Source organism: Parabacteroides bouchesdurhonensis (genome assembly GCF_900186615.1).
In the GTDB taxonomy this organism is placed as follows: domain Bacteria; phylum Bacteroidota; class Bacteroidia; order Bacteroidales; family Tannerellaceae; genus Parabacteroides; species Parabacteroides bouchesdurhonensis.
The window spans coordinates 2,693,643-2,713,773 of the sequence record NZ_LT896588.1; the positions used below are offsets into that span (position 1 = coordinate 2,693,643).

14 protein-coding genes are annotated in these 20,131 nt (G+C 39.6%); 8 read left to right on the plus strand and 6 right to left on the minus strand.

The genetic code is table 11. The features are described 5' to 3' along the window. Positions 1 to 68 precede the first annotated feature (68 nt). Entirely contained in the window at positions 69 to 2,282 is a 2,214-nt protein-coding gene (locus C1721_RS11700) for a glycoside hydrolase family 3 C-terminal domain-containing protein (RefSeq protein ID WP_102408436.1), read from the minus strand. Between the two features lie 206 nt (positions 2,283 to 2,488). On the opposite strand from C1721_RS11700, the gene C1721_RS11705 reads away from it, so the two are divergent. After that, the gene (locus tag C1721_RS11705; protein ID WP_102408437.1) at positions 2,489 to 3,331 is read left to right on the plus strand and encodes a DUF5032 domain-containing protein; all 843 of its coding nucleotides are present in this window, start codon (positions 2,489 to 2,491) and stop codon (positions 3,329 to 3,331) included. A 34-nt stretch (positions 3,332 to 3,365) separates the two neighbouring features. Here C1721_RS11705 and trmD read toward each other — a convergent pair whose 3' ends face one another. Then, on the minus strand, positions 3,366 to 4,040 hold the full coding sequence (gene trmD / locus C1721_RS11710) for a tRNA (guanosine(37)-N1)-methyltransferase TrmD (RefSeq protein ID WP_102408438.1): 675 nt from the start codon (positions 4,038 to 4,040) through the stop codon (positions 3,366 to 3,368). A gap of 152 nt (positions 4,041 to 4,192) precedes the next feature. On the opposite strand from trmD, the gene nrfA reads away from it, so the two are divergent. Next, a complete protein-coding gene (gene nrfA / locus C1721_RS11715) occupies positions 4,193 to 5,665 on the plus strand; it encodes an ammonia-forming cytochrome c nitrite reductase (protein ID WP_102408439.1) in 1,473 nt (490 codons plus the stop codon). On the opposite strand, the gene C1721_RS11720 is transcribed toward nrfA, so the two are convergent. Continuing rightward, positions 5,652 to 7,946, minus strand: coding sequence for a sensor histidine kinase (locus C1721_RS11720; protein ID WP_102408440.1), 2,295 nt, complete (start codon positions 7,944 to 7,946; stop codon positions 5,652 to 5,654). The two genes, nrfA and C1721_RS11720, sit on opposite strands and share 14 nt — an antisense overlap. A 249-nt stretch (positions 7,947 to 8,195) precedes the next feature. On the opposite strand from C1721_RS11720, the gene pheT reads away from it, so the two are divergent. From pheT to C1721_RS11735, 3 genes are all read left to right on the plus strand, one after another. After that, positions 8,196 to 10,658 (plus strand): phenylalanine--tRNA ligase subunit beta, encoded by a 2,463-nt coding sequence (pheT, locus tag C1721_RS11725; RefSeq protein ID WP_102408441.1) that lies wholly within the window; start codon positions 8,196 to 8,198, stop codon positions 10,656 to 10,658. Positions 10,659 to 10,766: 108 nt separating this feature from the next. Then, positions 10,767 to 11,507 carry a YebC/PmpR family DNA-binding transcriptional regulator gene (locus C1721_RS11730; protein WP_102408442.1) on the plus strand — a complete coding sequence of 247 codons (741 nt, stop codon included), beginning with the start codon at positions 10,767 to 10,769 and terminating at the stop codon, positions 11,505 to 11,507. 120 nt (positions 11,508 to 11,627) lie between these two features. Next, positions 11,628 to 12,383, plus strand: a complete 756-nt coding sequence (locus C1721_RS11735) for a hypothetical protein (RefSeq protein WP_102408443.1) — start codon at positions 11,628 to 11,630, stop codon at positions 12,381 to 12,383. A 10-nt stretch (positions 12,384 to 12,393) separates the two neighbouring features. On the opposite strand, the gene C1721_RS11740 is transcribed toward C1721_RS11735, so the two are convergent. After that, entirely contained in the window at positions 12,394 to 13,455 is a 1,062-nt protein-coding gene (locus tag C1721_RS11740) for a 6-bladed beta-propeller (RefSeq protein WP_102408444.1), read from the minus strand. Positions 13,456 to 13,505: 50 nt separating this feature from the next. Then, complete coding sequence (yaaA, locus tag C1721_RS11745) at positions 13,506 to 14,270, minus strand: peroxide stress protein YaaA (RefSeq protein WP_102408445.1); 765 nt, start codon at positions 14,268 to 14,270, stop codon at positions 13,506 to 13,508. Between the two features lie 454 nt (positions 14,271 to 14,724). Between yaaA and C1721_RS11750 the strand changes: the two genes are divergently transcribed. The 3 genes from C1721_RS11750 (at position 14,725) to C1721_RS11760 (ending at position 19,399) form a co-directional block, all read left to right on the plus strand. Next, a complete protein-coding gene (locus C1721_RS11750; RefSeq protein WP_102408446.1) occupies positions 14,725 to 16,344 on the plus strand; it encodes a CTP synthase in 1,620 nt (539 codons plus the stop codon). A gap of 3 nt (positions 16,345 to 16,347) precedes the next feature. Further along, positions 16,348 to 18,249 carry a membrane protein insertase YidC gene (gene yidC, locus C1721_RS11755; RefSeq protein WP_102408447.1) on the plus strand — a complete coding sequence of 634 codons (1,902 nt, stop codon included), beginning with the start codon at positions 16,348 to 16,350 and terminating at the stop codon, positions 18,247 to 18,249. Between the two features lie 229 nt (positions 18,250 to 18,478). Next, positions 18,479 to 19,399 carry a DUF6057 family protein gene (locus C1721_RS11760; RefSeq protein WP_102408448.1) on the plus strand — a complete coding sequence of 307 codons (921 nt, stop codon included), beginning with the start codon at positions 18,479 to 18,481 and terminating at the stop codon, positions 19,397 to 19,399. Here the strand turns inward: C1721_RS11760 and kdsB are convergent. After that, positions 19,373 to 20,128 carry a 3-deoxy-manno-octulosonate cytidylyltransferase gene (kdsB, locus tag C1721_RS11765; protein ID WP_102408449.1) on the minus strand — a complete coding sequence of 252 codons (756 nt, stop codon included), beginning with the start codon at positions 20,126 to 20,128 and terminating at the stop codon, positions 19,373 to 19,375. The two genes, C1721_RS11760 and kdsB, sit on opposite strands and share 27 nt — an antisense overlap. Positions 20,129 to 20,131 lie beyond the last annotated feature (3 nt).

Consider the following 20,131-nt stretch of genomic DNA (forward strand, 5'->3'; position numbering starts at 1 on the left):
TCCTTTCATTAGGTCTTGACCCGTAACCTCTAACTAAGGTGTGGTAAGGAGGTTTAATGTTTACCGGTCTATTTGATGGTCAGATCGATGCTTTTCAGGTCCTGATCGGCGGACGAACTTCCGTATAGTATCTGATAGTTACCCGGACGGACTTCCATCGTTTGGGTTTGATCGTTGAACGACGCGAACGTCTCCGGTTCCAACCGGATATCGATTTGTTTTGTTTCACCGGCTTTTATGTTTACGCGTTTGAAGGCCTTTAGCGTCTTTATAGGGCCTTCCGGATCGTTCGGGTTTTTAATGTAGACTTGCGCTACCTCGTCTCCGTCCATCTTTCCGGTGTTCGTGATGTGGAAAGAAAGAGTAACGGGCTGGTCAATTCCTATCTTCTGATTCGATAACCGTGCGTTCCGGTATTCAAAAGAAGTATAGCTCAATCCGTAGCCAAACGGATAAAGAGGCTTTTGCGTCATATACCGGTAGGTACGTCCCTGCATGTGGTAATCTTGAAAATCGGGCAGTTGGGAAACGGAGGTGTAGAAGGTGACAGGCAGACGCCCCGCCGGGTTATAATCGCCAAACAGAACGTCGGCAACGGCTGTTCCTGCCTCTTGTCCGCCATACCACGCGTTTACAATGGCATCAATGTTTTCGTTTTCCCAGTTCAAGGCTAACGCGCTGCCTGTGCATACTACGTAGACAACCGGTTTTTGTGTTGCTTTCAGTGCTTTTATCATTTCTTTCTGGATAGCGGGGAGTTCCAGGTCTGTGCGGTCTCCTTTGTGGAAGCCAGCTTCGTCAACAGGCATTTCTTCTCCTTCCAGACGGGGGGATATGCCTCCTGCGTATATAATAATATCGGCTTCTTTCACTCTGTCGGCTGTTACCCGGCAATCTACAAGTACGGAATCTGAACCGGCTACGCTTTTTATGTATTTACCGGTGTGATTGCATCCTAATTCATAGATTATTTCAGCTTCGGGCATTTTGTTGCGGATACCGTCAAGTATGGTAACAGTGCGGGTTGGGAATCCGTTATAATTGGCCCATAGCATGGTTGAGTCGGCAGCATTAGGACCTACAACGGCTATCTTCTTTATCTTTTTGCTTAATGGCAGCAGGTCGTTTTTGTTCTTTAGCAGTACAATGCTTTTACGAGCCATATCCAGAGCCTGTGCAATATGCTGGGGTGATTCTACCACACTGTACGGAATTTTTGCGTAAGGGACGCGTTCGTCGGGATCGAACATTCCCAGTTCAAAACGGCCTTTTAGAAGACGGCGGAGAGATACGTCCAGGTCTTTTTCCATTATTTTCCCGTCTTTCAACGCCTGAATAAGTGACTGGTAGCTGTCGCCACATTCCAAATCCGTTCCGCTACGAACTGCATCGCTGGATGCGCTTTCGGCATCGGGGTGTGTTTCGTGTCGCGGGGTGTTCGGGTCTTTTTCCCAGAAGTCATTGATAGCGCCGCAGTCCGACAGGATAATGTTTTGATACCCCCAATCGTTGCGGAGGATGTCTATTAATAGCTTGTCGCTGTTGCAGCAAGGCTTTCCTTCAAAACGATTGTATGCGCACATCACTTCCTGCACATTCGCTTCTTCCACCAAAGCCTTGAATGCGGGAAGATAGGTAAGGTACAGGTCTCTGGGTGTTGCCACAGCGTTGAATTCATGCCTGCTCCATTCCGGTCCGCTATGAACGGCGTAATGTTTGGCGCATGCATGTGTTTTAAAATAGTCGGGATTGTTTCCCTGCAGGCCTTTTACTACTGCCACTCCCATGCGGGCAGTTAGGTAAGGGTCTTCCCCGTAGGTTTCCATTCCGCGTCCCCAACGAGGATCACGGAATATGTTAATGTTCGGAGTCCAGAAAGTTAATCCTTTGTAACGGTCGTATTCTTTGTTTTTCTGGTATTGGTGATACTTGGCACGGGCTTCATCGCTCACCATGTCGAAAGTAGTATATACGGCATTTTCGTCGAATGTTGCCGCCAGAGCGATGGCTTGTGGAAATACGGTGGCTCGTCCTGCGCGGGCTACACCGTGAAGGGCTTCGTTCCACCAATCGTAAGGAGGAATACCCAGACGTTCTATAGCAGGAGTCTGATTCATCATTTGTCCCACTTTTTCTTCCGGTGTAAGCCGGCCCAGCAGGTCGTCTATTCGTTCGTCGATGGGAAGGTCCGGATTCAGGAAGGGATATGTGTACTGTTGTTTGTTGCAGGAGGTAATAAAAAGCAGTATGATACTTGCGATTACTACTGATTTCATTTTCATATTATTAAATTTAAGTTTTATCTCTCTGATCTTATGATTGTCTGTAAACAGATTGTTGTCAGGTACTTGGTAAATGGTCTAATTGGTACAAAACTATACTTTTTGAGGTATTTATTCAAACTTAAATACTTAAATATGGTTACATCGACCGTTATTCTTTTAAATATTCTATTTTTGTACGATTGAATGATTAATTCTAAACAGCAATGAAAAAGTATCTATTCTTATTATTTGCAGGAATTGCCGGTTTGATTTCTTGTGGTGATGACGATAAACCATCTCTTCCGGAATTGAATAAGCTAACCAAAGTAACTTGTTATAAAAACAATAGCCTGTCACCGGAGTTTGTGCTGGATATAACTTATACAAGCGAAGGACAGATTGCGTATATGACGGAAAACAATACGGAGAAAAAACAATTCCTGTATGCTGGCAATACTATTTTGGTAGCAGGTTTAAGTGCGGAAGATGTTACTTCTACGGAATATACATTGAGCAATAAAACGATTGTCAGGAAAAAGGTATCCGATAAAAACTCGTATAAGGGAAACGAAATATATGTGCGTGATGACTACAAGTATGGTTACCGGAACGGAAATCTGGTACAAACATCATGGACTGCTCTAATCCCGAAATCCGATGGAAAGTATGAAACCAAACAATATAACGAGGCCGAATTATATACTTGGGAAAACGGCAATGCCGTTCGTTTTACGGAATATACCCGTGAGATGGTTTATGAATACGGCACAGGCAATATCCGTCCGCTAAACTTCCCCTTCCGTGTAATAGCTTCTTTCACTCCTACGGGAATGGAGCAATTTACTCCGCTTAACCTGCAGTACGGAACTCTGAATAAAAACCTTCCTTCGAGGGCTTACTGGTATAATGTACCTGATACAAGTGTGAAGCAGGCAGAATATACCTATAGCTTTTCTATGATAGGAGATTATATTACGGGTATGACGATCATGGAACAAATTTATTCCGTAGACGGCAAAGCAGGTGAAACCAATACTTATAGTTACACCTTTGAATATGCTGTTTGATACCGTTCGGCGTAAACAGCCGACTCGTTCCCGGTTATTTCAATAAGTCGGGGCGAAGGCGGGCTGTACGTTCCTGAGCCTGTTGTAAACGCCATTCATCAATTTTACGTTGATGTCCGGATAATAAAACATCAGGAACTTTCCATCCATTATAATCGGCCGGACGAGTATAAACGGGAGGAGCCAGCAAGTCGTCCTGAAAGGAGTCGGAGAGGGCGCTTTGTTCGTCTCCTATAGCTCCGGGAATCAAGCGGACTACGGCATCGGTAATGATGGCGGCTGCCAATTCGCCTCCGGTGAGTACATAATCGCCTACCGAAATTTCTTTGGTAATGAGGTGTTCGCGAATGCGGTAATCAATGCCTTTATAATGCCCGCAAAGGATTATCAGATTATTCAGTAATGACATGTTATTAGCCATCGGCTGATTAAATGTTTCGCCATCCGGTGAAGTATAAATAACCTCATCGTATTCGCGTTCGTTTTTCAAAGTGGAGATCGCGCGATCTATCGGCTCTATCTGCATCACCATACCCGCTTCACCACCGAAAGGATAATCATCCACCCGACGCCATTTGTTTGTAGTGTAATCGCGAAGGTTGTGCAAATGAATTTCGGCCAAGCCTTTATCCTGTGCTCTTTTTACGATGGAACAATTAATCATTCCTTCAATCATCTCAGGAAGTACGGTAAGTATATCTATGCGCATAGGTATCTGTTTGTTTATGGTACAAAAATACGGCATTATTTTATAGTTATCAACATTCAGTTGATTCATAATATCTTTTTACTAATTTTGTACCATAAGTGAAACAGTATAAAGATCAATGTTTTTTTTAAGAAGGAATTGAATATTAAATTATGAAAAAAACACAGCGCATAGGGCTTTTTGCAATATTACCGATCTTTGTGATAGTTCTTCTTGCAATGATTATAGAATACCTTAATGTTGATAAAGGGACAATAATCTTCGTTGATGAGGATGAAAGCAAAGATACGGAACTGATTTCTCAATCCGATGAATTGAATTTGCAGAATTCTAACGAATATAAAAGCTGGAAGAGTACGCTGGATACTACTTTCAGAAGCTTGTATAATGGTAACCAGGCGGAAGACCTTTTGGCTCTGCGTCCTAACATGGTTATTTTATGGGCCGGTACCGCTTTCTCCAAAAGCTACTTCTCCCCGAGAGGACATATGTATGCTATTGATGATGTTCACCGTAGTTTGCGGACAGGAGCTCCCCGAAAGACGAATAAAGGTTCGCAACCTGCTTCCTGCTGGGCCTGTAAGAGTATTGATGTTCCTCGATTGGTAGAGAGTGTTGGCTGGTCGGGTTTCTACGGAAAGAAATGGTATGATTGGGGAGCGGAAGTGGTGAATCCTATAGGCTGTGCCGATTGTCATGATCCTGAAAGTATGGATTTGCAAATTCCACGCCAGTTTCTGACGGATGCTTTAAAGCGGATAAACAATCCGGTTGAGAATGCTTCTGATCAGAATATGCGTTCGCTGGTCTGTGCCCAATGCCACTCCGAATATTATCTGAGGGAAGAAAGTCAAGAGATTGTTTTACCGTGGGATTCGGGATATACAGTTGAAGCGATTGAAAACTATTACGACAAGATCGGCTTTACGGATTATGTTCATAAGTTAAGCAGAGCGCCGATGCTGAAAGCCCAGCATCCGGATTATGAATTAGCTCAGATGGGAATACATGCCCGTAGAGGGATTTCTTGCGGAGAATGCCATATGCCTTATGTGGAAGAAGAAGAGATGAACGGATATAATAATCATCATATACAAAGTCCTTTGGCCATGATTGAAAAAACATGTCAGGCTTGTCACCGTGAAAGTGCGGATGTTCTTCGTCAGGATGTATATAGTCAGCAGAATAAGGTGATGGAAACCCGGGATCATTTGGAAAAAGAATTGACGAAGGCGCATATAGAAGCTAAATTCGCATGGGATCAGGGAGCAACGGAAAAGCAAATGGAACCTGTTCTTAAACTTCTTCGTCAAGCCCAATGGCGTTGGGACTTTGGAGTGGCTTCGCATGGCGCTGCGTTTCATGCGTCTCAAGAAGTGCAACGTATATTGGGTGATGGTCTTTATAAAACGATGCAAGCTCGTATGGCGATAAAAGAGGCATTGAATAAATATGGTTATAACAAAGATGTCCCTATGCCGGATATATCGACAAAGGAGAAAGCACAAAAATATATAGGACTGGACATACCGGCCGAAACTGTTTCCAAAGAAGAGTTTTTGAAAACAGTTGTAACGGAATGGATTGAAGAAGCTAAAGCGAATAAACGTTTTATTGAGGAGTAGAGTAAGGTAATGAAATAGTAAATTTACTTCCTTTTCCTTCTTCTGAATCCAAAAGGATTGTTCCTTTAAATGTTTTTATAATGCTTAGGCTGATAGCTAACCCCAGACCGGTTCCTTTTGCAAACTCATCCAATTTATGGAATCGCTCAAACACTTGGTCTATTTTGTCTTTGGGTATTCCTTTCCCTGTATCTTCTACTGAAAGTAAGACGCGCCGGTTATCACTGTCGTATTCGTATTTGATCTTGATATAACCTTTTTCTGTAAATTTGGTGGCATTATTGATGAAATTTGTAATGACCTGGGTTAATCTGAAGCGGTCTGTATAAATAACGACCGGAGTTTCGGGAACCTCTTTTAGTAATTCTACATTTTGAGGCATAAGCAGCCGGTGTGTATTATAAATATCTTCAATCAGCTGGTTCAAGTCGCAGTCCGCATAAGTAAAAGATATTTGCCCTGATTCAATACGCGACAAATCTAAAATGTCATTAATGAGTTTAAGAAGCAAATCGTTGTTTGTGTTTATCAGGTTGATAAACTCATTCTTTTCTTCTTGCTCTAGCTCCATACCCGAACTTAGTAATTGGGAAAATCCTACAATTGCGTTAAGAGGCGTACGTATTTCGTGGCTCATATTGGCAAGGAACGCAGATTTCATCTTGTCGGATTCTTCCGCTTTTTTCAACGCATTGGTCAGATCGATTTCCGTTTCTTTGATTTGCTGGATATTAAGACAAAGACCGTTTACCTCAATAGAATGATCGTTGGTTGATGTTGGTTTTCTGTTTGTGTTTTGTGTATATCGAAATTCCCACCATTGATAGCCTTTGTTATTGAAATCGTATCTTCTTCTGGTAATTTGCCGCGTAGGAAAACCGTGGTCTAATTTATATCTGTTCAGCTTGAAATTCGCTTGTTCATCCGGATGGATGGCATTGCAGAAACGCTCTGCCGTAATTGGTTCTTCCGGCATATCAAGATAATGATAAAACTCTTTATCGAAATTGAATATACCATCTTTATAGCTGAACGTAAATATATTCCCGCTTTCCAATGCAAAAGAAAGGAACTCTTTTTCCCGTTTAAGATTTTCCTGCGCTTCTTTTTTACGAAGGCTTTCTCTCTTATACAGTAAACGTTGGTAAATAATGATTATCGTTGATATAATTCCTAATATAACAGCAGCACATATAATAAATGATTTGTGTTGCACGAAAAAAGGAATATTCAGTATTTCACTATCTACAGGTAATTTGTTGGAACTTATGCTCCATTGATCGAGAATTTTATAATCAAAAACGTATTTCTTGTTTGTTTCTGTTATTTGTGGAAAGCTGTTAACCGGTGCTCCGTTCAGTATGTCGGCAATACGGTTGACAGCCTGGATTGTCAGTTCTTTTTGTGGCGTAACATATCCTCCGACTACTCCATTGTTGTAACCGATCATCTCGTAGATGACGGAAAAACCCGGGAAAGAACTGAAACGTCCCAAAGAAAGTGTCAGATAGTCTCTTTTGATAGCTATATAGGCCTTATTATAATAGTTTTCTCCCAATCCTTTAATCAGTGACCGGGTAGATTTCCCGTTTACCGTACTTATATACATCGCGTCGGGCATGATTTTTTTTCCGTTAGGGAGTGAGGTACCCCGTTTACCGGAGATCCTTATTCTTTCAGTAGAAAAAAGATTGTTTGCTTTACAGATGTCTTTTATTTGTTGGTTCATATCCGTTAGTCTTACTTGATCCGCGTATGGATCATCGGTAACCCGTACAATGATACATTTCCCGATAAGTTGCTCTATCAGTTCTATGTTTGTTTTATAATCGGGTTTGTCACGAAACCCCGTTATGTTAGGTCGCCTTTGGATAAATGATTCATTCGGATAATTTGCCCCGGTAAAAACAATTGGCGTTGTTTTAATAGATGGATGATCGCAAGTAAATAAGGAGTTTAAGGCCTGATCGTCACAAGCCAGAATTATATCCGGTTTCCATGAGGATAATGTGTTTAATTTGTCATATATGATCAACTTTTGTCTTTTCTCGGTCTTATTTGTGCAATCCAGATAAAGGGAATGAACTTCCGCCTGTATGTTTCTTTTTTGTAGTTGATCGGCGAATACCTTTTTAAACTCTTTGTATGCAGGAAAACCTGCTTCGTAAGACTGGATAATTAGTATATGTTTTTGTGGTGCGGTACGATTACATGAACTGTACAGGATGCAAAGTAAAGAAATTGAGAATATGTATAGTGCCGATAATGTTTTATTTAACATGCAACCGTAATTGTATAAATGTTTTATATTTAAATACGCTTCAAAATTAGATTGAATTTTTATATTGAACAAAGATTTTGGAAATGAAATATTACGATAGTCGTTGATATATAAGTTTTTTTTGATGTCATAAGAATAAAGTAGGCATACACGTTGAATAATTATTCTATTATTTGTACTTTTGCAAGTCAAATTAATAGGCCTTTATAATTGATACGGTCTGTTTCTTACTGAATAAATTTTATAGCAATGAATATATCTTACAACTGGCTGAAAGAGTATCTTGATTTCGATTTACAGCCCGAGGAAGTTGCGGCAGCATTAACATCTATAGGTTTGGAAACCGGTGGAGTGGAAGAAGTTCAAACGATTAAAGGTGGACTGGAAGGATTAGTTATCGGCGAAGTATTGACTTGCGAAGAACATCCTAATTCTGATCATTTACATATAACAACCGTAAATGTAGGTGGAGAAGCTCCTTTACAAATCGTATGCGGCGCTCCGAATGTAGCTGCCGGACAAAAGGTGGTGGTGGCCGTAAATGGAACCAAGCTGTACGATGGTGATGAATGCTTTACTATTAAGCGTTCAAAGATTCGCGGTGTAGAATCGAATGGTATGATTTGTGCAGAGGATGAAATTGGCATCGGGACAGATCATGCCGGTATCATAGTACTTCCTGCCGATGCTGTTGTAGGAACACCAGCTAAAGAATATTATAATGTAAAGAGCGACTATGTGCTGGAGGTGGATATTACGCCGAACAGGGTAGATGCTACTTCTCATTTTGGTGTTGCCCGCGATTTGGCTGCTTATTTAAAGCAGGCAGGTAAGCCGGCAGAACTGAAACGTCCTTCGGTAGACTCTTTTAAGATTGATGATGAAACACCGGCTATTGAAGTAATAGTTGAAAATACAGAAGCATGTCCTCGCTATTCCGGCGTAACTATTAAGGGCGTAACCGTTAAGGATAGCCCGGAATGGTTACAGAATCGCCTGAAAGTAATAGGCTTGCGTCCTATTAATAATGTGGTAGACGTAACTAATTTCATTTTGCATGAATTAGGACAACCTTTACACTCGTTCGATGCCGGCAAAGTAAAAGGCAATAAAGTAATTGTTAAGACACAACCGGAAGGTACGAAATTTGTCACTTTAGATGGTGTGGAACGTACGTTGACTGATAAAGACCTGATGATTTGCAACGCCGAAGAGGCTATGTGTATCGGTGGTGTATTTGGTGGTCTGGATTCCGGAGTTACGGAACAGACAACAGATGTGTTTTTGGAATCGGCCTGTTTCCATCCGACGTGGATTCGTAAAACAGCGCGTCGTTTCGGTTTGAATACGGATGCTTCTTTCCGTTTTGAACGTGGTTTGGACCCTAATAATACAATTTATGTATTGAAGCGTGCCGCTTTGCTGATTCAGGAATTGGCAGGAGGTAAGATTACAGGTGCTATTCAGGATGTGTATCCGGTAGCGGCAAAACCATATGTTGTAGAGATTACATATAATAAAATCAATACTCTGATAGGTAAGGAAATCCCGGCAGAAACCGTAAAAAGCATCCTTTCCAGTCTGGAAATGGATATTGTTTCGGAAACGGCAGAAGGCTTGACTTTGCATGTTCCGGTATATCGTATAGATGTACAGCGTGATGTGGATGTTATTGAAGATATTCTTCGTATATACGGATATAATAATGTGGAATTTAGCGATAGTGTTAAGTCTAACCTAAGCTACAAAACACCAACAGACCGTAGCTATCAGCTACAGAACCTGATCTCCGAACAACTTTGTGGCTGTGGTTTCAATGAGATTATGAATAACTCATTAACCCGTTCGGCTTATTATGATGAGTTTTCTACTTATCCGGTAGCTCATTGTGTAATGTTGATGAATCCATTGAGCGCCGATCTGAATTGTATGCGCCAGACGTTGTTGTTTGGCGGTCTTGAAAGCATCGAGTATAATACAAAACGTAAAAATGGCAATATCCGCTTTTTCGAGTTCGGTAATTGTTACGACTATAATATAGACAAGAAGAAAGAAGATGAAACGCTTGCCCAGTTCAGCGAAGATTATCGTCTGGGTCTGTGGGTATGCGGTAACCGGGTAGATAATAACTGGACGCATCCGAATGAAAAGTCTTCTGTTTATGAATTGAAAGCGTATGTGGAGAACATCCTGGTCCGTTTAGGCGTAGATATGAAGAAAGTTATATTCGGAAATTTGACGAATGACATTTATTCGGCAGGTCTGACTATTACGACAGCTTCCGGACGTCAATTGGGAACTATGGGTATTGTAAATAAAAAAGTCTGCAAATCTTTGGATATCGACTTTGACGTTTATTATGCAGAACTGTCATGGACCTTGCTTATGAAGGAAGTTAAGAAAAGCAAAGTCACATTCAGCGAGATTTCAAAATTCCCTGCTGTGAAACGAGACTTGGCTTTACTGATTGATAAAAATGTTCAGTTTGCGGATATTGAAAAGATTGCTTCGGAAAGTGAGCGTAAGCTATTGAAGGAAGTTTCATTGTTTGATGTTTATGAAGGCAAGAATCTTCCGGCAGGCAAGAAATCATATGCGGTTAGTTTCTATTTGCAGGATGAAAGCAAGACTTTGAATGATAAACAGATTGATGCTATCATGAAGAAAATCCAAACAAATATGGAGCAGAAACTTGGTGCACAGCTAAGATGAATTAAAGAATAGTTAGTTGCTGGTCGTTGGAAGTTAGTAGAAATACGATGTTATACTTCCGGTTACTACTGTTAATTATCAACTATAAACTACAAATAAATAACTAATATGGGAAGAGCGTTTGAGTTTCGTAAAGCAAGAAAGTTTAAGCGTTGGGGCAATATGGCCCGTGTGTTTACAAAGCTAGGTAAGGAGATTACAATTGCGGCAAAGGCTGGCGGACCGGATCCTGAAAACAATCCTCATTTACGTGCATTGATGCAGAATGCAAAGAAAGAGAATATGCCGAAGGAAAATGTGGAACGTGCAATCAAGCGTGCTGTAGAAAAAGACTTTTCCGGTTATAAAGAGATGAATTATGAAGGCTACGGCCCTCATGGAATTGCAATCTTTGTAGAAACGGCAACCGATAATACAACACGTACAGTTGCAAATGTGCGTAGTTATTTCAATAAACACGGAGGTTCACTGGGTACAAGCGGAAGTCTTGAGTTCTTGTTTGATCATAAGTGTGTATTCCATATTGTGATGAAAGACGGCGTTTCTTTAGAAGATCTGGAGTTGGAATTGATTGATTATGGAGTTGACGAATTGGATGCAGACGAAGAAAGTAATGAAATCGTTATTTACGGTGAATTTGCTCAAAACTCGGCTATCCAGAAATACCTGGAAGAAAACGGTTTTGAAATCACAAGCAGCGAATTTGTACGTATTCCGAATGATTTAAAAGAAGTTTCTGCAGAGCAACGTGAGGCAATCGATAAATTGATTGAGAAGTTGGAAGAAGATGATGACGTTCAAAACGTCTTCCACAATATGAAGGAAGATGAAAGCGATAGCGAAGAATAGTATTTTGTAGCTAAATGTAAAATGGAAGCAGTAATAGAAATTAAATTTTTATTACTGCTTGTTTTTTTGAATCTTTTTATATTATTTTGACAAACAAATAACTCGTAGAATACTACTAATATGGAAAAATTTAAACAAACTTTACTTTGGAGTTTCGTAGCATTTGCATGTGTTATAAGCAACTCTGCCTTGGCTCAGAAAGAACTGGGCTTATTTAACTCAGTAGCTGTAGGCGTTAGTGCCAGTACTGCCGGTATTGGTGTAGACGTTGCAACCCCTGTTACTCCTCACTTTGCTTTACGCGGAGGCGTATCTTTTATGCCGAAGATAAAGATTAATACAGATGTTGATGTAGAGATTGAAGAAGCTGCAGAGGCTGGAATTAACCCTAACACAACACTGGATTTGGAAGGAAGTATTGGCCGTGCCAGTGGAGAATTGTTGGTTAATTACTATCCCTTTAATAAAGGAACGTTCTTTGTTACAGCAGGTGCTTATTTTGGAGGTTCTAAACTGGTGAAGATAAAAGGACACAGCGATGAATTGGCTGAATATATTAGTCAGGCGGGAAGTGCCGGTATTGTTATAGGTGATTATACTATTCCTGTTGATAAAAACGGTGATGTGTCCGGCGGTCTTAAAGTTGCAGGATTCCGTCCTTATGTAGGATTAGGTTTTGGACGGGCTGTTCCTAAGAACAGAATAGGCTTTTCGTTTGAATTGGGAGTCCAGTTCCATGGAACTCCGAAAGTGTACACTGATTACGGATCTCTTGGTGATGCCTGGGAAGATGCGGATGATAGCTTTACAAAAATCATTGACCATTTAACGGTTTATCCGGTTATGAAATTCCGTCTATGCGGTCGTTTGCTTTAATGACAATAGTTTAAGCTTTTAATTTAACGATAAATAATACAGGGCTTTTCTCGTTCGCATGTTCGGGAAAAGCCTTATTTATTTCTTCTCCGGATTTACAAAAACAATAAGAACGATTATATAAATCCATTGCTTCTAATCTGGCAACTTGCCCTGTTTGATAGAAATTATCGTAAAAGCCGCCTTGTACTTGCCACGACCGGTTGGTCTGTATGTCGTAACAAAATGTATAACTTGAATCTTCATCCTTTTTGTTGTAATAGGAAGAAATCCAGAAACGACTGCCGAAACGTACCGGATATAATAAAATATCGTCTGAGCAAAGAGCTTGTTCTCCGTTCTCTTTCTGTTCTTTTAGAAATAATGTATCGCGCAATAATTTGCCGGGTTCGGAGGTTGGAGAATAGGCATAAACAACGCCAGTGTCTTCCGCAACACCAAGAACAGGTGCTTGGCATGATATGCCGTAATTAGTTCTTCCTAAATCGGCCTGTACTAATTTATGCGTTTCAAGTTTCTGAAAAGAAGAATCATATTCTATTACTTGCTTTTCCATATAAGAAACATGGTTGGCCGAATCTTCCTTCAAACATTCTTCTGTTGTCCAGATGTGATTTTTGTACATGGCAATAGAAGACATACGATGTTCCGGTAAATCGCTTTTCAGTTTTTTCTTTTCAATCAAACGTCCTTCATAAGAATAATAATGAATGTCGTCTATATTGCCTAAAACAATTAACTGTTGGCTTACGGGATTCACCACATAACCGGCTACCTTAATAACTTCCGGATCCGTAATGCGACAAATAAATTCTCCTTTGCGATTGAACCTGTATAGTGTCTCTTCGCTCAGTAGAAACAGGTTGTCACCTTCTTTACGGATATTCTTTGCGTCGTTAATAGTATATTGTTCCGTCGTTTTCAAAGGAATAGCAACAACCTCGTCGGCAATATCCGATAGAGAGCCGCTTGTAAGGTTTTCCAAATAATTGTTTTCGGTCATCAATTTGTATCCTTGTTGAATACAAACAAAGGCTGTAACGGCGAGTAATATTAAGAAGGTCCGCTTCATTCTGTGGATAATTTGATAACACTATTAATAACGGAAACCGGCTTGTTTTATTATTCCTGAAGGAACACCCATTTGTCATTTTCACTCATATCTTCTTTATATGAGAAACCTTCCCACGAAAAAGATTTTATTTCTTCGGGGTTGCTAATCCTGTTTTTGATGATGAAGCGGCTCATTTGTCCTCTGGCCATCTTTGCATATATGACAATCGTATTCGCTTTCCCGTTTTTCCACACTTTAAACTCCGGTGTTATAACGCGGGACGACTTCTCCACTTCTTTCCACTCGAAAGAAGGTTGTACATCCATGCTTGCCAGATTAATAAGCAATCCTCCTGCTTTTTGAATATCATTGATAAGAAGTTCGGTTTGCCTGGACCGCCAGTATGCGTACATATTTCCGTCTCCAAACTCCGGTAGTTTGACATCATATTCCATACGATAAGGTTTTATCAGGTCGAGAGGTCGCAACAGTCCGTAACATATAGATACAAAACGCATATGCTCTTGTGCGAATAAAAAATCTTCCTTGTTGAAATCTTTGGGATTTATATTCTTGAAAACTACGCCGGTATATGCTAAAATGGCTTGTAGAGGTTTGTTCTCTTCCGAATGGAACTCCTGAAAACGCATATAGCTTTCGGTTGCCAGCTTTGGACTGAGTTTTAATATACGGCTCAGTTCTTCTTTCGGGAACTGGGTCATCTGTAACGCTATTTCGTTTGCTTCCCGGATGAAATGAGGGTCTGATCCCTCCGGAGCTTTTATTTTGGACATTCCGGTCATCGTTTTAGCCGGCGATAAAAGGATAAGCATAATGATCTATTTTATTTGTTCCGTAGGTGAAGATATGGCAAATCCGTTTAACAAGCAACAACCATCGCTACTTTTATCTTAAAATACAGGAGAATCTAATTTTTTTGATCCGTATATTTATTCTTTTGACCTAGGGCAAAATCAATTTTGAGCCTGGTCAAAATCAATTACGACATAGGTCAAAATTAATTTCGAGCCAGGTCAAAAGAATAAAAATACGTGATCTTCATATTAAAAAGTCGGTAGGAAAATTATAAAAAGTAGTATGGTTTTCAAGTGTTAGATATATGTAATGAATTATGAGTCGTTGTAGCGTAGAAGTTTGGGGCGGATATTATAAGGTTCGAAAAATATAAATATGGTTTACTTGTTAGTATGTGTAAATGAAAATCACTAACTTTGCAGTTTTGAAAAGCAAAAATGCTAACAATAAGACAACTAAAATATTACTAACGTGGCAGATACAAAGTACATTTTCGTTACGGGCGGCGTAGTCTCTTCATTAGGGAAGGGGATTATTTCCGCATCATTGGGCAAACTGCTTCAGGCAAGAGGTTACAAGGTTACTATCCAGAAGTTTGACCCGTACATTAATATTGATCCGGGTACTCTGAACCCGTATGAACATGGGGAATGTTATGTAACCGTTGACGGACATGAAGCGGATTTGGATTTAGGTCATTATGAACGTTTTCTGAATGTTCCAACTACACGTGCGAATAATATTACAACCGGACGTATTTATCAGAGCGTAATTAATAAAGAACGTAAAGGTGATTATTTAGGTAAGACCGTACAGGTAGTGCCTCATATTACAGATGAAATAAAACGTAATGTGAAATTGTTGGGAACAAAATATAAGTTCGACTTTGTAATTACGGAAATTGGCGGAACGGTAGGCGATATAGAATCTCTTCCTTTTATTGAAAGCGTACGTCAGTTGAAGTGGGAGTTGGGTAAAAATTGTATCTGTGTTCATCTTACTTATGTACCTTATATAGCTGCTGCAAAAGAGTATAAAACAAAGCCTACGCAGCATTCCGTAAAGCAATTGCAGGAATTGGGTATCCAACCGGACGTCCTGGTTTTACGTACGGAACGCGAATTGAAAACAGATTTGTTACGTAAAGTCGCTTTGTTCTGCAATGTAGCCGAAAATGCAGTAATACAGTCTATCGACGTGCCTACTATTTATGAAGTGCCTTTAGTATTGCAACGTCAGAAGATGGATGAAATAATTCTGCAAAAAGTAGGTCTGGAAGTTGGCCCTACACCTGAACTAAAGCCGTGGAAAGAATTCCTGGCATTAAAGACATCTGCTACTGAAACTGTAAAAATTGGTCTGGTTGGTAAATACGTGGAATTACAAGATGCGTATAAATCTATCGATGAATCATTGTTGCAGGCTGCAATCTATAATCACCGTAAACTGGATTTGCATTTGTTTCATTCCGAGAAATTGAATGATATTAATGTGGTAGAGTTATTAAAGGATATGGATGGCCTTTTAATTGCTCCGGGCTTTGGGCAGCGGGGTATTGAAGGTAAGTTCTCCGCTATTAAGTATGCTCGCGAAAATAATATTCCATGTTTAGGTATTTGTTTGGGTATGCAATGTATGGTCATTGAATTTGCCCGTGACGTATTGGGTATGACGGATGCTAATTCGACGGAAATGGAGCCTAATACGACCCATAAAGTAATAGACTTGATGGAGGAACAGAAGAATGTGACGAATATGGGCGGTTCTATGCGTTTAGGAGCCTATGATTGTGTGTTGAAGAAAGGCTCGAAGGTATATGAAGCTTATGGCAAAGAGCATATACAGGAACGTCATCGTCATCGTTTTGAATTTAATAATGAATATAAGGCTCAGTTTGAAGCTGCCGGTATGAAGTGTACGGGTGAAAATCCGGACACGAATTTGGTGGAAGTTGTAGAAATTCCGGATTTGAAATGGTTTGTAGGTGTACAATATCATCCGGAATACAATAGTACCGTTGTTAGTCCGAATCCGCTTTTCCTTAGCTTTGTAAAAGCGGCTGTTGAAAATAAAAAAACTAAGGTTAAATAATAGATGGATAAAAATACAATAATAGGTTTCTTGCTTATAGGAGTTGTTTTATTTGCATTTAGTTGGTTGAATAAACCTACGCCGGAGCAGATTGAGGCGCAACGTCGTTACAATGATTCAATCGCGAGGATTGAATATGCTCAGCAGCAAGAATTGCAGAAACAAGAAAATAAGACGGCTGAAGCCGAAGAGGCATTGGATACTTTGCCGGATTCTGTGCGTGTAGCACGTTTGGAGAAAAGTTTCGGTGTGTTTGCCGAGGCTATGGTGGGTACGGATGGTTATACCGTGTTGGAAAATGAAGTGGTAGAACTTCGTTTTAGCAATAAAGGCGGGCGCGTTTGTTATGCCCGTTTGAAAGAGTATGATAATTACGAGTCGCAACCCCTTATTCTTTTTGACGAGAAAGATTCAAAGTTTAATTTTACATTAGTAACGGCAACCAATCGGGTAGTAAATACCGGCGATTTGTATTTCTCTCCTGTAAAAGGCAGTGATCCGAATACTGTAACCATGCGTCTAAATGCAGGTGAGGGCAGTTATCTGGATTTTACTTATACATTGAAGCCGGATGATTATATGTTGAGTTATTCTATCAAAGGTACAGGCCTGAATGGTATACTTGCTCCTGCAACCAATTCATTGGATCTGGTATGGGAACAGGATATTCGCCAACAGGAAAAAGGTCGTAAGTTTGAAGATCGTTACGTTGGATTGTTCTATAAATTTGTTACCGATAACGTAGAAAACCTAAGCGAGTCTAAAAGTGATAGTAAGCAGATACCTAACCGTTTGAGATGGATCGGATATAAAGATATGTTTTTCTCTACTGTTTTGATCTCTGATGCGGGACTGGAGGCTACGACTTTGGATTCAAAAGCTTTTCCGTCGGGTAATATCCTGAAACAGTTTAAGACGACTACCTCTGTTCCGTTTGATTTGCAAGGACAGGAATCTACCGACTTCCGGTTCTATTTCGGGCCGAATAAATTCGCTCTTTTGAAATCTTATGATCAAGGAGTGGAGGGAGTAGACCAGCAGTTGGATTTGGAAAAACTTGTACCGCTTGGCTGGGGTATTTTCCGTTGGGTGAATCAATATTTCGTCATTCCGTTATTTGACTTTCTAGGATCATTTATCCATAGTTACGGCTTGATTATATTCTTGTTGACGGTGATTGTGAAGATTATATTATTCCCGTTAACATATAAATCGTATATGTCTTCTGCAAAATTACGTGTATTGCGTCCGCAGGTGGAAGAAATTAATGCTAAGTATCCGGGACAAGATAAAGCTGTGGAACGTCAGAAAGCTACAATGGAACTATATAGCCGTGCAGGGGCAAGCCCGATGAGCGGTTGTTTGCCTATGCTTCTACAGATGCCGGTATTAATTGCCTTATTTATGTTTTTCCCTTCAGCAATTGAACTGCGTCACCAGAGTTTTCTTTGGGCACATGATTTATCTACCTATGATGCGATTTTTAGCTGGAATGCACATATTCCATTAATATCAACTTATTTTGGAAATCATATCAGTCTGTTCTGTTTGTTGATGACAATCACAAATATTATATATACAAAATATAATATGGAAATGACGAATACCGGACAACAACAAATGCCGGGTATGAAGATAATGATGTATATGATGCCGTTGATGTTCTTGTTTATATTTAACAATTACGCATCGGGTCTGACTTATTATTATTTTATTTCCACGTTGATAACGATTGTGCAGACACTGGCTTTCCGCTATATGATAAATGAGGATAAGCTGTTGGCTAAATTAGAGGCGAATAAGAAAAAGCCTGTTAAGAAGTCGGGCTTTATGAAGCGTCTGGAGGAAGCTCAGAAAGCCCAACAAGCACAGTTGGAAAAACAAAAACAGCAAAAGAAAAGATAAGTAAAATATTAAATATACAAAAGGAAAAGGAGAGGCTGTTTTTGGGGTTTCTCCTTTTCTTGGTTTTTTGTTTAGTTAATATTTTTAGATAAGATCAATGAACAATCGTGTTGTTTATATTGTATAATATATATAGCATCATTTATTTGCACTGAAAGAAAATAAAAGCTTCTGATGTGTTGGGCTAATAATAATGTCGGACCTTTATGGTAGATTTATCTCGTTAATAATGACAAAAAAGATAGTGTTATTTCGTTGGATAGTAGTAGTAGGACTTGCCATTGCGTGTTTCTCTTTTTTTCAATTCTTCTATCCGTTTCATTTGCTTCATAATGAGCAAATGTCTTTCGATCTGTCTGTATCATCTCTTTTGTCTTATTTCCATAAACCGGCTATGTTGGCGTGTTTGTTAGGTGATTTGGTAAGTTCAATACTTATATCCCCGGCGATTGCTTCTTTTGTGATGACTTTGATCTTTGTTTTTGAATGGGGAATTCTTATTAAGATACAGAAAAAATTCAATATAGGAGAGTGTGCTATTTTATATGCTCTTATCCCGATTGTGTTTGAATGGATACTATATAGTCCGTTAACAAATTCTATAGCATCTACCTTTTCTATTATTCTTACATTACTTTTGTTTTGGGTTTACACAAAAATTAAAGGTAGATGGAGTTCTTTTATTGCAGGTTTTGTAATGCTTCCTTTAATTTATTGGGCAGCTGGTGGGCGTTTGATTGCTTTTTCTTTGATGGTGCTTGTATATGAGGCGGAGCATGATAAAAGACGTTGGATATATTGGCTAGTACTTTTATTATCAAGTTATTTATTTCCGATTTTGGGAGTGGATTTATATGGTATTACACAGGAAGAAGCTTATATATATCCTTTTACAATGGTAAAAACAATGATTCCGGCGATGATTATTGTGTTTGGTCTGTTAGGATTGCAAATAACGGCTATCAAAAAGATTAAGTTGACTGTTAAATCAGCTTCTTTTATCATATTATTTTTGATACTAATGCTTGTTGCAAGCATAGTAGGGCAAAAAGAGTATATCCGGAAAAAGAAAACTCTTCCGGATATAACAAGTTTATATGAAACAGTGAATTACGGTTCTTTATTATTTAATGGAGGCGAGAAAGGCTAATGCCTTTTCCATATCTTCCGGAGTATCAATACCAATAGTTTCCTGCTCGGTTATACCTACTTTTATTTTATATCCGTTTTCTAGCCAGCGCAGCTGTTCCAGGCTTTCTGCTATTTCCAGGGAAGACTGTGGCAAAGATGTAATCTCTTTAAGTACATTTGCTAAATATGCGTATAAACCAATGTGTTTATAATATACGTGATTAGGTAGCCATTCTGTATATTTCTTGCCTCTCATATAAGGAATGATGGAACGGCTGAAATACATTGCTTCCATGTTTTTATTTAATACGACTTTCGGAGAATTAGCGTTAAATAAAGTGGTTTCAAAATCATCGTCCGGCCGAAATGGTTTTACCAGAGTTGCAATTTGTACATGTTTGTCGGAAAAACACGCCTTTAGTGTTTCTATTTGTTGTGGATGAATAAAAGGCTCGTCTCCTTGAATGTTTATAACAATATCATAACCGTCCCCTATTTTACGATAAGCTTCATAACAACGGTCTGTTCCGCTACGATGCTGATCGGACGTCATAACGACATTGCCTCCGAAACTTCTTACGGCAGACTCAATACGACTGTCATCAGTAGCGACATATACGGCATCCAGTACGTTTTGTACTTGTTCATATACTCGTTGTATCATGGGCTTACCATCCATATCCGCTAATGGTTTTCCCGGAAAACGGGTGGATGCGAAGCGTGCTGGTATAATTCCTAAGAATTTCATATT